The following is a 14,513-nucleotide window of genomic DNA, read 5'->3' as shown; positions in this document are numbered from 1 at the left end:
AGCCTCTTATGCGTTGAGTGGTTCGATATTCACAAGGAATGTTTTATATTCAGGAGTTTGTGTATTAGCATCTCCCACGGCAACAGGCAGGAAGTTTGTCATAAATCCTTTTTGTGCCACGCTTTCAAAGCCCCAATGCAGTGGAACGCCGACTTGATGAATGGTTTTTCCATCGACCGTTAAAGGTGTGATTCGTTTAGTCACAACGGCAACGGCTTCAATAAAGCCACGATTGGAAGAAACTTTGACTTTGTCGCCAATATTAATCCCTTTTTCGGCCGCGAGTTCTTCGCTGATTTCTACAAATTGTTCCGGTTGCGTAATTGCCGCAAGCAGTGCATTTTTCGTCCAGAATTGGAAATGCTCTGTTAAACGGTACGTTGTGCCGACATAAGGGAAATCTTCATGAGAACCGAGAAGTTCACGATCTCGTTTAAAGATCCGCACCGCAGGGTTATTCACTTGTGAATAGAGCGGATTATAACCAAGCGGATTTTCCATCGCTTCAAAGTGCGTTGGGAACGGTCCATCGACGAGTTTATCGGCGGATGATAATCGTCCAACCCCTTCAGGATTCATAATGAAAGGATTCATATCACTGCCAGGTTTTGCCGTTGCATCAAAGTCTGGCACATCCCAACCAACCCATTTTTCATCATTCCATTTAAATAGACGGCGTTTTGGATCCCAAGGATTTCCCATTCTATCGGCAGAAGCTCGGTTATAGAGAATTCGTCTATTTGCCGGCCAAGCCCACGCCCATTTTGAAGTGATTCCTAAACCTGAGGGATCGCTATTATCTCGGCGCGCCATTTGGTTGCCTGCTTCTGTCCAAGAGCCGGCATAAATCCAGCAACCAGAAGCGGTTGAACCATCGGCACGAAGTTCGGCAAAGCTACTTAAAAGCTCGCCTTTTTTACGAATGATATTACCATTCGCATCGTAGAGATCCTCTAAGGCATAACCATTTTGTTCTTTGGTAATCTCTTCCGGCGTTGGGAATAAGGGCTGTGCGTAATCCCACTGAATATTCATAATGGGTTCATGGAAAGCACCACCTTCTTTTGCATAGAGTTCACGAAGTTTAAAGAGTAGGCGAGATAGAATCTCAGTATCCCCTTTAGATTCTCCAGGTGCATCTGCCGCTTGGTAATGCCATTGAAGCCAGCGAGCAGAGTTCACAATAGAACCTTTTCCTTCCACAAAACAGTTTGCCGGCAAACGGAAAACCGTTGTCATGATCTCTTTGGGATCGCTGTCATTATGTTTGCCGTGATTTTCCCAGAAGCTACCTGTTTCTGTGGTTTGTGGATCAATCACCACAAGGTATTTCAGTTTTGAAAGAGATTCTCTATTTTTATTGGAATCTGGAATTGCCGCTAAAGGATTGAATCCTTGACAGATATAGCCATTCATTTCGCCATTACGCATCATTTCAAATGAGTGAATAATGTCATACATTTTGTCCCATTTTGGAAGGTAATCAAATGCGAAGTTATTGGCTTTTGTCGCATGTTTTCCATAAAAGGTTTTCATCATACTATTGAAGAATTTAGGCGTGTTTTTCCAATAGTTCATCTGTTCAGGACGAAGGGCTTTGGGCGTTGTTTCTGTAATATATTTCTCATAGCTATCTTGAGAATCGCTTGGAAGATTGAGATATGCCGGCAACTGCGTTGAAAGCAGACCTAAGTCTGTTAAACCTTGAATATTGGAATGTCCACGAAGTGCATTCACGCCACCGCCGGGAACGCCCATATTTCCTAAAAGAAGTTGCACCATTGCCATAGTACGAATCATCTGCGTACCAACAGTATGTTGCGTCCAGCCCAGTGCATATAAAATCGTAGAAACACGGTTATTTGCTGAGCATTCTCCAAGAGTTTTTGCAACATGGAGGAAATCTTCAATGGGCGTTCCTGTCACACGATTGACCATTTCCGGCGTGTATTTCTCATAATGTTTTTTCATCATGTTGAATACAGAGCGAGGATGGGAAAGATCATGAGAAGTATCCAGTTTCGCATAGCCATTTTCATCAAGATCGTATGTCCAAGATTCTCGTTCATATTTTCCTGATTTAGGATCCCAGCCCGAGAATAAGCCATCTTCAAAATCATAATCAGGATGCATGATGAATTTCGCATTGGTATATTCACGCACATATTCCCAGTTGATTTTATTATTTTCAATCAGCCAGCGAATTAAGCCGCCGAGAAAGACAATATCAGAGCCAGAACGAATTGGCGCATAGAAGTCGGCAACGGCAGCGGTTCGATTAAATCGAGGATCCACGCACAGAAGTTTTGCACCCCGTTTTTTACCTTCGATTGCCCATTTAAAACCCACAGGATGCGCTTCAGCGGCATTTCCGCCCATGACTAAAATGACATCGGCATTACGAATATCGACCCAGTGGTTTGTCATAGCACCACGGCCAAAAGTTGCCGCTAAACTTGCTACGGTTGAACCGTGGCAAACACGTGCTTGGTTATCAATAGAGAGCATGCCAAGGGAGCGAACAAATTTGCCGGTAATAAAACCATTCTCATTGGTGGTTGCTGATGTTGCTAAAAATCCAGTAGAAGTCCAGCGATTGACGGTAACACCGTCCTTATTTTTTGCTTGGAAGTTTTCATCACGGTCATCTTTCATAAACCTAGCTATTTCATCAAGCGCAGAATCCCACGAGATTGGTTCCCATGTATCAGAGCCAGGGCGGCGAACTTCAGGATATTTCACGCGATTAGGGCTATGCACAAAATCAATGACGCCGGCACCTTTCGGGCAGAGAGAGCCTCGACTAACAGGATGATCGGGATCTCCCTCAATATGCATAATCTCGGCATGGGAATTTTTAGATTTTCCACCCATAGAATATACGAGCATACCGCAACCGACTGAGCAATAAGTACATACTGTACGAGTCTCTTTTGCTCTAGAGATTTTATACTCTCGTACTGCTGCTTCTGAAATATTTGGAACCATTCCAAGTGCTGCAAGGCTTGTTCCGCCTACAGTTCCTGCCGAAACTTTAAAAAATTGCCGTCTTGATAAGTGCATAATCGATACCTTTCTATTCCAGAAATGAACGGCAATGATGACTTTTAAAGTATATAACCGTTGCTAATCTAGGGGATATTCACAAAATAAACGTTATATTTTATCTTTATAAAAAGGATAATATTTCAACATGTGTAAATGTTTGTATTCATCCACAGAGGCGAGAGAATTCAAAATGTCATTGAGGATATTTCTTAAATAACAATAAGATGGGTTTTATCGCTTCATGAATAGAATAGTGAGCTATGATGAAAAATAGAATTTAAAGATCTTCAAAGAGAGCGTTTTAATATTATTGAGTGTTTACTCTGTGAAATGATAATTTTAGATTTGATTTCAGGTATACTTTTCTAGATGTTGAGTTTTGAAATGAGAGTACTCTTTTCTCGATTTACTTGTAGAAAGAGGGCGAAGCTCATATGTGAGTGCCTAATAGTTTCTCTCATGATTCCATTTCTAATGGAATAAAACTCAATAACAATATAATAAGCGAGTTGAATGGATACCATTAAATATGCGTTTATAACCCTTTTTTCTTCCATTACTTTGTTAAAGACCGTGCTATGAATAATTTAGAACTTGAAAATATTATTAATCAAAAATTAGAGAGCAATTCAATTAAGGATTATGTTCCGAATGGTTTGCAGATAGAAGGGAAACAAGAGGTAAAAAGAATTTTAACTGGCGTTACCGCAAGTTTAGAATTGATTGAAATCGCCATTGAAAGAGAAGTAGATGCGATTTTGGTCCATCATGGGTATTTTTGGAAAAGTGAATCTCCTCTTATTAAAGGGATGAAATATCAAAGAATTAAAAAACTCATTGAAAACGGTATTAATCTGTATGCATATCATCTGCCGTTAGATTTACATTCGGAACTTGGAAATAACGTATTGTTGGGGAATCTCTTGAATGTTCAAAATATCGCTCCACTTTCTGATAATCAGCCATTAGTGCTAACGGGAGATTTACCGGTTGAGATGGACATTGTGACTTTCTCGAAAATCATTGATAAAACGCTTCATAGACAACCTTTTATTGAAGCTTCAGGTCCTAAAGTGCTGAAAAAAATCGCTTGGTGTACGGGGGCTGCACAAGATTATTTAGAAGAAGTGGCAAATGCCGGCTTTGATGCATTTATTACCGGAGAAGTGTCGGAGAGAACCATCTATATTGCAAGGGAACTAGGCATTCATTTTATTGCGGCGGGGCATCATGCAACAGAGCGAGATGGTGTAAAAGCTTTGGGGCAGTGGTTGGCAGATAATTATCATTTAGATGTGGAATTTATAGATATTAATAACCCTATTTAGATGTAAAATAAGCGATTGAGTCATAGAAAATGGCGATGCAGTTGGGGATAGTGTAATGCTCCTAGAATGATTGTAATCAATGGATCAAATCCATAAGGATGTTCTCTTCTGACAAGTCATTTGAATATTGCTAAGCATGCTATTCATGACGCATTCGACAGAAATAAATAAACAGAGTCAATAAATCTAGGGAAGCATTCATAAAATGCTTTTGACCAAGGAAATATATAAATGTCAGTACCGCAAGATGATCTTGAAACAAGCAATGAGAACGATTTGCAAGCAGATACCGCTCAGCAGGCTTCTGAAAGCGAATCCAACAACATTAAAAAACCGCGACCTAAAAAAAAGAAACGTTCTTTATTGGGCCGTTTGATCACATCTATATTTAGTACAGTGTTCATGCTTGTCATTTTAGTCATCTCTTTGCTCTATTTTTTTATAGATACACAAGCGGGATTAAAAACATTGACGTATCTCGCGAATCGTTACGCCTCTGAATATGTCTCTATTGAAGAGGCAAATGGTAGATTAGGTAAAGACTTTAGTTTAAAAAATGTAGAAGTGCGTTTACCGAATTACCCGGCATTAGAAATTCCATATATCGCTTTGAAATGGGATTATTGGCAATTATTAGAAAAAAATGTAGACATTGAATCATTGCAGATTTCAGGGGCGGATTTAAACTTTACGCCCATTGCAGAAGTACTAGCTCCGTCTGAAACAGAGAGTACAACGCCATTTTCATTAAAAGATCTGAATATCCCAATCAATGCAACATTGTCACTTGTAGATTTAGATAGCAGTACGTTGAAAATCGGCGATACGCATTTAGCAGTCAATAACTTCAGGATAGAAGCGCTCACTTTAGTGGATAATCATTTGCGGTTAAAAGATGCGATAGGCGATCTGCAGGTTTTAGTAGGAAGTGATATCGATCTTCCTTTTATAGTGGCTTTAAATGGCGATGTCACAGCAGAAACAGAATTATTGGATCTTAATTTAGCAGTTTATGCGCAAGATGCCTTGATACAAGGGAATGAATTAAATCTTGCTTTAAATAGTGAGTTAAAAGGCACTTTAGATCAATTTGATCTGAATTTAGATGGGCGCGTGGATTGGCAGAATGTGCTCAATGACCCAATTTTATTGAAATTAAACAATCATATTACCTCTTTAAATGAGGTTAAAACCTATTTACATATCAAAAACCTCAAAAATCAAATCACGCTCAATAGTCTGTGGTTAATGGATAAACCATCGGATTTTGATCTGGATTTGAAGATGAATGTTCCTTATTTATCACAATTGCATCCTGGAATCAGAGGATCGGTTTATGGGGATATTGATCTAGAAGGGGATTTAATGAAACCTCTTTTAACAGCAGATATGAGTGTGAAGGGATTATCCGCATTTGGAGTGCAATTAGAATCTCTGCAATTAAATGGTACACATGATAATTATGATGCAAAAGTCTCTTTAGAAGCGAATCGTTTAAAATTCCAGGAATTTTATTTAGCCTTAATTGGCCTGCATTTAGATGGAACTCTGACAGAAGAGTTTGAGTTTGATTTAGTGGTAAAAGATCTAGTAAAAGCAGAAAGTCCTGCAGACATAGAGGAAGTTACTAAGAAATATGGCGATACTTTAGATATTGAATATACTAAAACCTCAGAGGGAGAAGACGATGAAGAGGTTTGGTATGCAGAGAATGTTCCCTTAGATTTAACACCAAAAGGTTCTGTAGAAGTATTGGTTGAAAATATGATTTATGATGTGAAAGGAACAGCTGAATCTCATAAATTTAAATATGCATTGAATAGTCTTTTAGGAAATATTCAATCGACAGGGATTGCATCTCTGAAAAATATCACGACAGATCCTTCATTTCATCTATTCCTTGAGCAATCGAATGTTCAATCTCCTTATGTAGGTGATTTTAAACTCAATAAGCCGGCATATTTTTACTTTAATGCATTGCAACAAGTTGTAAAACTTAGTCCTGTTTGTTATCAGCAAAATTATGTGGCGTTTTGTACGGAAGGTGCAAGAACGGATAAGGGGCTAAATACGGCAGTTATGACATTACATAATTTGCCATCTTCATTACTGACACCCTATTTGCCGGAGGATATTTCTATTAATACCAAAGCAAATGCCACTATTGCCGGTAAGTTTACAACCATGGAAGACTTTCTTGGAATTGTGAATGTGTCACTTTCAAAAGGAGATATTCGCTATCGCTTACAAGGCAGGGAAGTACTAGTGCCTCTCGATAAAACACAATTAGAAGTATTGGCGAAGCCTCAAGGTATTACATCTAATTTAAATGTAGATTGGGGAAAATACCTTGCGATTAATGGCAAAGCGTCTTTAACAGATCTTCTTAAAGAGAATCTTGTAGATGCAAGTCTAAAAGCGAATATCCCGAGCTTTGATTGGGTCTCGCCCTTAGTCCCAGTATTACAAGATTTAAATGGACAAGTGAATTTTACCTCAACAGTCACGGGTTCTTTACATAAACCGACATTAGCCGCTGATTTATCAGTGAGAGATGGAAGATTATATGTGGCCTCTTTAAATAGTCGTCTGAAAGATATTAATTTAGATGTAAATCTCAAAGAGGGAACGCCGGAGTTTTTTATTAAGGGAAATATCGGCACCAATGAGGGTAACTTAAAACTAGATGGTTATTACAATATTGCTAATTACAGTACTGCTATTACAGCGGATGGTGAAAATCTATTACTTGCAGATAGTGACAATATTAAAGTAAAAGTCACTCCTCACTTGAAATTTGTTGGCACTGGTAAAAATGGCGGTGATAAATATCAATTAACGGGAACAGTTCGAGTACCAGAATTAACGTATCTTCATTCATCAGGAGGAAGCGGTGGTTCAGTCGTAACGGTATCTGAAGATACGATCATCATTGGGGATGGAAGTGATCAGAGCCGAGAAAGCAGTTTTATGGATAATTTCAAGATGGATTTGAATGTCATTTTAGGACAGAAAATTCTTGTAGGAGCGGAAGGGCTTAAAGCAAATCTGAGCGGTAGTTTAAAGGTTCTGAAAGATTACCAACAACCTATCCGTGGTTTAGGTGTAATAAATGTAGGAAAAGGGGAGTTTGATATTTATGGACAAGTATTAACGCTTGATCGCGGAAAAATTCAATTTTCAGGAACTACCATTACAAACCCCGCTTTAGATATTCAAGCTTCTCGTAAGTTTGTTAATGAAATTGAAGGAAGAGAGATGCAAGTGGGGGTGAAGGTATTAGGAAGTGTGGAAGCTCCTAGAATTCAGCTTTATTCATCTCCGGCAATGACGGATATTGAAATAGCATCTTACTTATTTTTGGGAAGAAGCCCGAATTTAGAATCGCCTACGGAAAATCTAATGTTATTAAATATGGTTCGTAAAGTTGCTACAGGCGCTCCTATTTCAAGTTCTGAAGAGAGTATTGCTAATCAGTTGGGATTAACAGATTTAGGGTTTGTAACGACCCCAACGGGAGCAACAGGCGTTGGCTTAGGGAAACGTTTTGCGAATAGTTTTTATGTAGGATTAGGGGTTGGTATAGAAGATAGTGAGGGTGCATTTGCCATATTCCGCTATAACTTTATGAAATACTTTAACCTTAATACGGCATTTATGAGTGAAGGTGAGAGTTTTAATATTAACTATTTAAGAGATTTCTAAGATTGTTTAATATTGTTTCTATAAAGCATGCAAAAAACTAGATTTAGATGTATTGATGCTGAACTTTTTTAAAGTTTTAAGATTTTAAAGGGTAGTATTAAAAAACGCTGTTAGAGCTCACTCTTGTAGATGAATGAAGATATCAGTATTATCGGTATCTAATAGTGTCCAATATACAAAATTAAAACCCACTGAAAACAGAAAGTATTCATCTGTTTTCAGTGGGTTTTCTTATTCTTGCCCAAATGAATGTATCTAGTTAAGCACCATTTTGTCCACGATTACGTAGCGCATGATCTAGTAATACAATCGCTAACATCGCTTCGGCAATCGGTGTTGCACGAATGCCGACACAAGGATCATGACGGCCTTTGGTAATGACGGTTGTTTCTTCGCCGAAAGCATTGACGGTTCTTCCTTCTAAACGAAGGCTTGAAGTCGGTTTTAGAGCAATGTGGGTAATGATGGGCTGACCTGAAGAGATGCCACCTAAAATACCGCCGGCATGATTGGAGAGAAAACCTTCTTTGGTGATTTCATCTCTAAACTCTGTGCCGAGAGCTTCAATACAATCAAATCCATCGCCAATTTCAACGCCTTTAACGGCATTAATGCCCATCATGGCATGTGCAATATCTGCATCTAAACGATCAAATACTGGTTCCCCTAAACCTACCGGCGGATTATTGGCAATCACTGTCACTTTTGCACCGATAGAATCGCCGGATTTACGGAGTTCATCCATATAGGTTTCAAGCTTTGCCACATCTTCAATTGCCGGCCAGAAGAAAGGATTGTTTTCCGCTTCAATATCTTCTTTTTGGAAAGTAGAAGGTTGAATCGGACCTAATTGAGAGAGATAACCATAAATTTCTGTATTGTAGAGTTTTTTGAGTGCCGCTTTGGCAATAGCACCGGCAGCAACACGAATGGCAGTTTCTCTTGCGCTTGATCTTCCTCCACCACGATAATCTCTAAATCCATATTTATGATGATAGGTAAAGTCGGCATGTCCTGGTCTAAAGAGATCTTTAATATCGTTATAATCTTTCGAGCGCTGATCTTCATTCTCGATGATTAAGGCAATAGACGTTCCTGTTGTTTTGCCTTCAAAAACGCCGGAAAGAATAGTCACTTTATCCGCTTCACGGCGTTGTGTTGTGTGACGAGATTGCCCAGGTTTACGGCGATCTAAATCGATTTGAAGCATTTCTTCATTAATCTCAATGCCGGGAGGACAACCATCGACAATCGCTACTAAAGCTTTGCCGTGACTTTCTCCTGCGGTACTGACACAAAATAGTTTACCAATGCTATTGCCGGACATGCGTGAATTCTCCCTTGCAGATACAATTAATGTTTATTTTATTAGCCATGCAGAATAGCATTTTTTTATATAGATAGCATCTCTGAATCCGCATTTTCAGAAGCATAAGAAAGACCTAAACAGAGGATTGTTGAGAGATTAATTTGATATTTTTTTAACCAAAAGTCGACATAATGTGTTATAAAATGTTGGAAATTTTTGAAAGAGTGCCTGTGTCATTGAATATAAATGGGGCGCAATTGATTCTTAGATATGAGTGATTTAGTCATTCATCGAATCAGATTAATAAGGGATTTGTAGATGGTTTTTCAAAAAAATAGTTTAGTTATAAAGTACGGCTTATGGGTGCTTTTGGCGCTTTTGTTATTATGTTTAGGACCTTCAAAAGCACAAGAAAACTCAGAAGAAAATGCTTTTCTATGGACGATTCAATATAACAATCGAGATGTCGGAACATTATTAGGAACGGTTCATATTGGGAGTGAAAATGCGACTCTCTCTTCAGAAGCGAAACGATTATTAGACCAAAGTCATACGTTGGTAACAGAAAATACAGTGCTTTTTAAAAAAGATGCACATTTTCAGGAAGTCTATGCTAAAGCGATTATTAATAGTTTTAAGCCTTCTACAGAAACTTTAGAAGAGCGATTTGGTAGCGAGTATGCGAAGGCTATTCAAGATATCTTAATCAGTTATGGTGTCGTTTCTGTTTACCAGCAAGATAGAATGTCTAATGAATTTATCATGATGCTGATGCTTGCGAAAGTAGGAGGCGATTATCATGAAATTTATGGTGCGGAAAAGCTACTACAGAACTATTTATCTGAACGTAAAATTAAAAATATAGGTTTAGAAAAGGTTGAACAGACACTTAATCTCTACGTTGAAGCAGCGAAGCCTGTTTCTAAGTTCATGATTGAAGCATTAGTGGATAATCAAGCAGAATTGCAGATGCTATTGCAATCTTTGATCACGAGTTATGAGAAGAAAGATATCGTAGGCTTTTTGGATGGGTTAGAGCAATTGGATGAAATCGGTTCTTTTACAGAAAGCCAGCAACGCTTAAAGGATGAAAATTACCATCAAACCCTGATTGTCGATCGTAACAAAGATTGGATAGAAATATTACAGCCCCTCTTGAAGCAGGCGGATAATAAAGACCAACCATACTTTATTGCTGTAGGTGCTATGCATCTTTTTGGTGAAGAGGGCATGGTTCAATTACTTGAAGCAAATGGTTTTAAATTACTGCCGATTGCTGAATATTAAAAGTTACAGTAGCTGAGAATATGTAAAGGAATATCACTATACGATAGAGATAAGATGTTTTATGATTTATGAGCGCTCTTCAAGAGAGCCATTCATTTCTTCATTGATGAACAGTTATCAGTGATCTTCATTTTTCATTATCTCGTTCAAAAAAAGGATTTTTTTGTATCATGGCAACTTTTAGGCAGTACCTAACGCAAAAAGGGATTTCGCTTTCACCAAGAGTTTATTTTATTGATGCGCTGAGTTATATGGCGCTTGGACTTTTCTCATCACTATTGATGGGGCTTATTGTTAAAACGCTTGGACAACAACTTGGAATAGAATCTTTTGTGGAGTTAGGTAGCTTTGCGATGGATCCGAAAATTGTCGGAGGAGCGATTGGTGTTGCGATTGCCATGAGTTTAAAAGCTCCTCCTTTAATCCTTTTTTCAGCGGTATTTGTCGGCGCGTTTGGGAATCATTTAGGAGGTCCTGCCGGCGCTTATGTGTCTGTATTAATTGCGGTCGAAGTTGCGAAACTTGTGTATAAGCTCACAAAATTAGATATTATCTTAGTACCATTTTGTACCTTCCTTGTGGGATTTTGGATTGCAAAATGGGTTGGCATTCCCATCAGTGAATTGATGGAAGGATTAGGCGATTTAATTAACTGGTCCACGGAACAACAACCTTTTGTGATGAGTATTTTGGTCGCAACCTTAATGGGATTAGCTTTGACAGCCCCCATTTCAAGTGCGGCGCTCTCATTTATGTTGGGGCTTGAAGGATTTGCTGCCGGTGCTGCTGTCATTGGCTGTAGTGCACAAATGATTGGTTTTGCAACTGCAAGTTATCGTGAAAATGGCTTTGGAGGATTTATCGCACAAGGACTTGGAACCTCTATGTTACAAATTGCCAATATCATCAAAAATCCGATTATTTTATTACCGCCCACAATTGCCGGAATGATTGTCGCTCCGATTGGTATTGTACTGTTTAAAATGACCAATAACGCAGCCGGTGCCGGTATGGGAACGAGTGGATTTGTAGGGCAATTTATGGCATTTGAGTCAATGGGATTTAGTTGGATGACGGCTTTGTATGTTGCCCTTTGTCATTTTATATTACCGGCATTGATTAGCTTATTACTTGCAAGATATTTTTATCAAAAAAATTGGATTAAAATGGGAGATATGCGCTTACATTATGAGTAACTCTTGCATTATCAACAGGTTTGAAAAATAGCACTATTTTAGTGCTATTTTTTATGAAGCTTCCTATGCTACTATAATTTCTGTAGTAAGTTTCGGCATGAATGATTGAATTTAGGGGATATTCCAGATAGAAATATTTCAAATATGAATCATTACATGATTGATAATTTGGATAGAAAAGGATTAATGATGGCTAATAGAACAGATATTACAATGGGTGGAAACCCAATTACGCTTATTGGTTCAGAAACTATTGTAGGCGATAAAGCAAGAGATTTTACAGTGGTAAACTTTGATCTTCAGCCTGTAACATTGGCGAGTTTTGAAGGGAAAGTGAAAGTTATTTCTGTGGTTCCTTCTATTGATACGGGGGTATGCTCAATCCAAACTAAGAGATTTGAATCAGAAGCTGCAGCATTAAAAGATACTGTTGTGATTACAATTTCTGTAGATCTTCCTTTTGCGCAAAAACGTTTCGTAGGTGAGAACCTTATTGAAAATAATATGCTTCTCTCAGATTACCAAACACATGATTTTGGTGTGGAGTATGGTTTTGAGATTGAAGGCTTAGCGCTTTTAGCTCGTGGTGTTGTGGTGATCGATAAAGATGATGTTGTTCGCTATGTAGAATATGTGAAAGAAGTCACAACAGAGCCTGATTATGATGCAGCATTAGCAGTAGCAAAAACTTTAGCGTAATAAACTGATCATTCACATCTATAATATATAGATGTGAATAGATAAAAGAATGAATAAGAAGCATGATATCTTTGTAGAAATTATGTTTCTAAAATCAAAAAACCTTGAAATTTCATGATGATATTTCAAGGTTTTTTTATATTGTCTATATCTGTTTTCTATATTTTTCTATGTTTTTTTATAGATTTTTATATGATTGATATAAAAATTGAAACTCTCTTGTTAATTCATAATGAAAATTAATTGCCGGCAGCGGTTAGGCTTTCAAGATATTGATTGATTGCATCAGATTCATACATCCAATTCACAGTCCCATCTGCTTGTTCAATACGAAGGCAAGGAACTTGTTTTTTTCCACCTTCTTGTAACAGTTCATTTGCAAAAGTTTCATTATTTTTCGCATCACGCAATTCAATATGAAGATTTAAGCGAGTAATGGTTCTGCGTACTTTTACACAGAAAGGGCACATGTGATATTGGTAAAGTGCGAGATTTTTGGTTTTTTCATCAATCATTTTTTGTGCTTCAGGCGAACGCTTTACCGGCGTAGGTGCAAAAGTACTATCAAAGAAGAGAATGGTTTTTCCAAGAATATTACGAATAAGTTTCATGAGAATGTCCTTATTAAGTCAGAAATATTAAATGATTAAATGATTAAATGATTAAAGAGAAGGATAAATGAGCTTTGTTATTAGTGTAGCAATATTTTTCAAGAAAAATAAAAGATACATAAAAGGGATATAAGCTAGAAGAAATTTTCTTAAGACTCTAAGTTGCGATGATGATCCCGTAACCAAAGATCTAAGCTATTAGTAAATAGTTGACGATCTTTTTGTGTTAAAGGATCAGGGCCTTTCGTTTGAATGCCACTTCCACGCAGTGTTTCATTGAAGTCTCGCATGGTTAATTTGGCATCAATCGTACCCAGATCATAGAAATAGCCTCGAGGATTGAGCGCAAATCCTGCTTTATCCAAAACATCTTTGGCTAATGGAATATCCGCCGTGATGATTAAATCATCTTTTTGTGTAAGTTCTACAATGCGTTGATCGGCAACATCAAATCCTGATAATACTTGAATTGTTTTAATAAACGGAGAGCGTTGTACTTGGATTCTTTGATTGGCAATAAAAGTAATCGTAACTTTTTCACGAATTGCTGCTCGGCATAAAATGTCTTTAAGTACATTGGGAATTGCATCAGCATCCACAAGAATTTGGGTCATAGAGAAATCAGTTTTAATAGTAAAGTAGGGCGCATAGTTTATCAGTTTAAGCGAAGAGATTAAAGAAAAGCCCTTTGACTATGGAAGCTCAAAGGGCTTTAGGAGTTATCTTTTGAATCGTTAGATTTAAATCATTAACGAACGATCATAATATCGCAAGTTGAATAGCGAACTGTGCTCTCAGATACAGAACCTACAAACATTTTTTCAATCATGCCATAACCTGTTGCGCCCATGACAATGAGGTCTGCTTGTACTTCAGGTGCAATTTTTTTCGCAATAGCACTGCGTGGAGATCCTTCTTTTTGAATAGTAACAACATCTGTAAGACCTGCAGCTTTTGCTTTTTCTGCCGCATGAGCAAGGACTTTTTTAGCATTATCTTCGGCATACTCTTCTAGAGGCTCTCTATATGCAATTGCAAGAGAATATGAACGAACATCAATCACATGCGCAATGGCAAGCTTACTGCTATAGAATTTTGCTAATTCAATTGCACGATCTAATGCTTTTAGGGAAGCTTCTGATCCATCAACAGGAACTAAAATTGTTTTATAATTGGTGCTCATATAAATTCTCCTAGATTAATATTTATGGTTTTTATCATTTAAATTCAGTCTATTTATTATATAGAACTTTACATGTATTTACAGTTAAAGAGATGACCCTAATCAGCTATATAGTAATTAATGTTTCTCTTAAATCGATCTACTAAG

10 protein-coding genes are annotated in these 14,513 nt (G+C 37.7%); 5 read left to right on the top strand and 5 right to left on the bottom strand.

The features are described 5' to 3' along the window. Positions 1-6: 6 nt before the first annotated feature. Positions 7-3,063 (bottom strand): formate dehydrogenase-N subunit alpha, encoded by a 3,057-nt coding sequence (gene fdnG, locus ACYSN2_RS06525; RefSeq protein ID WP_461749450.1) that lies wholly within the window; start codon positions 3,061-3,063, stop codon positions 7-9. A gap of 563 nt (positions 3,064-3,626) precedes the next feature. Between fdnG and ACYSN2_RS06520 the strand changes: the two genes are divergently transcribed. Continuing rightward, positions 3,627-4,376 carry a Nif3-like dinuclear metal center hexameric protein gene (locus ACYSN2_RS06520; protein WP_461749449.1) on the top strand — a complete coding sequence of 250 codons (750 nt, stop codon included), beginning with the start codon at positions 3,627-3,629 and terminating at the stop codon, positions 4,374-4,376. 231 nt (positions 4,377-4,607) lie between these two features. Continuing rightward, positions 4,608-8,081 carry a translocation/assembly module TamB domain-containing protein gene (locus ACYSN2_RS06515; protein ID WP_461749448.1) on the top strand — a complete coding sequence of 1,158 codons (3,474 nt, stop codon included), beginning with the start codon at positions 4,608-4,610 and terminating at the stop codon, positions 8,079-8,081. Positions 8,082-8,340: 259 nt separating this feature from the next. On the opposite strand, the gene aroC is transcribed toward ACYSN2_RS06515, so the two are convergent. Continuing rightward, a complete protein-coding gene (gene aroC, locus ACYSN2_RS06510; protein ID WP_461749447.1) occupies positions 8,341-9,408 on the bottom strand; it encodes a chorismate synthase in 1,068 nt (355 codons plus the stop codon). A 300-nt stretch (positions 9,409-9,708) separates the two neighbouring features. Here aroC and ACYSN2_RS06505 point away from each other — a divergent pair, with 300 nt between their 5' ends. From ACYSN2_RS06505 to tpx, 3 genes are all read left to right on the top strand, one after another. After that, positions 9,709-10,677 (top strand): TraB/GumN family protein, encoded by a 969-nt coding sequence (locus ACYSN2_RS06505; protein ID WP_461749446.1) that lies wholly within the window; start codon positions 9,709-9,711, stop codon positions 10,675-10,677. 170 nt (positions 10,678-10,847) lie between these two features. Beyond that, on the top strand, positions 10,848-11,873 hold the full coding sequence (locus ACYSN2_RS06500) for a PTS transporter subunit IIC (RefSeq protein WP_461749445.1): 1,026 nt from the start codon (positions 10,848-10,850) through the stop codon (positions 11,871-11,873). Between the two features lie 189 nt (positions 11,874-12,062). Further along, on the top strand, positions 12,063-12,572 hold the full coding sequence (gene tpx, locus ACYSN2_RS06495; RefSeq protein WP_461749444.1) for a thiol peroxidase: 510 nt from the start codon (positions 12,063-12,065) through the stop codon (positions 12,570-12,572). A 239-nt stretch (positions 12,573-12,811) separates the two neighbouring features. On the opposite strand, the gene ACYSN2_RS06490 is transcribed toward tpx, so the two are convergent. From ACYSN2_RS06490 to ACYSN2_RS06480, 3 genes are all read right to left on the bottom strand, one after another. Continuing rightward, entirely contained in the window at positions 12,812-13,183 is a 372-nt protein-coding gene (locus tag ACYSN2_RS06490) for a glutaredoxin domain-containing protein (protein WP_461749443.1), read from the bottom strand. 149 nt (positions 13,184-13,332) lie between these two features. Continuing rightward, a complete protein-coding gene (locus ACYSN2_RS06485; RefSeq protein WP_461749442.1) occupies positions 13,333-13,797 on the bottom strand; it encodes a YaiI/YqxD family protein in 465 nt (154 codons plus the stop codon). Between the two features lie 134 nt (positions 13,798-13,931). Further along, positions 13,932-14,366: a universal stress protein gene (locus ACYSN2_RS06480; protein ID WP_461749441.1), complete on the bottom strand. Its 435-nt coding sequence runs from the start codon at positions 14,364-14,366 to the stop codon at positions 13,932-13,934. Positions 14,367-14,513 lie beyond the last annotated feature (147 nt).

It is taken from the genome of Ignatzschineria sp. LJL83 (genome assembly GCF_054871845.1).
Note: the sequence above shows the minus strand (reverse complement) of the source record. Positions and strands in the feature narration are given on the sequence as shown.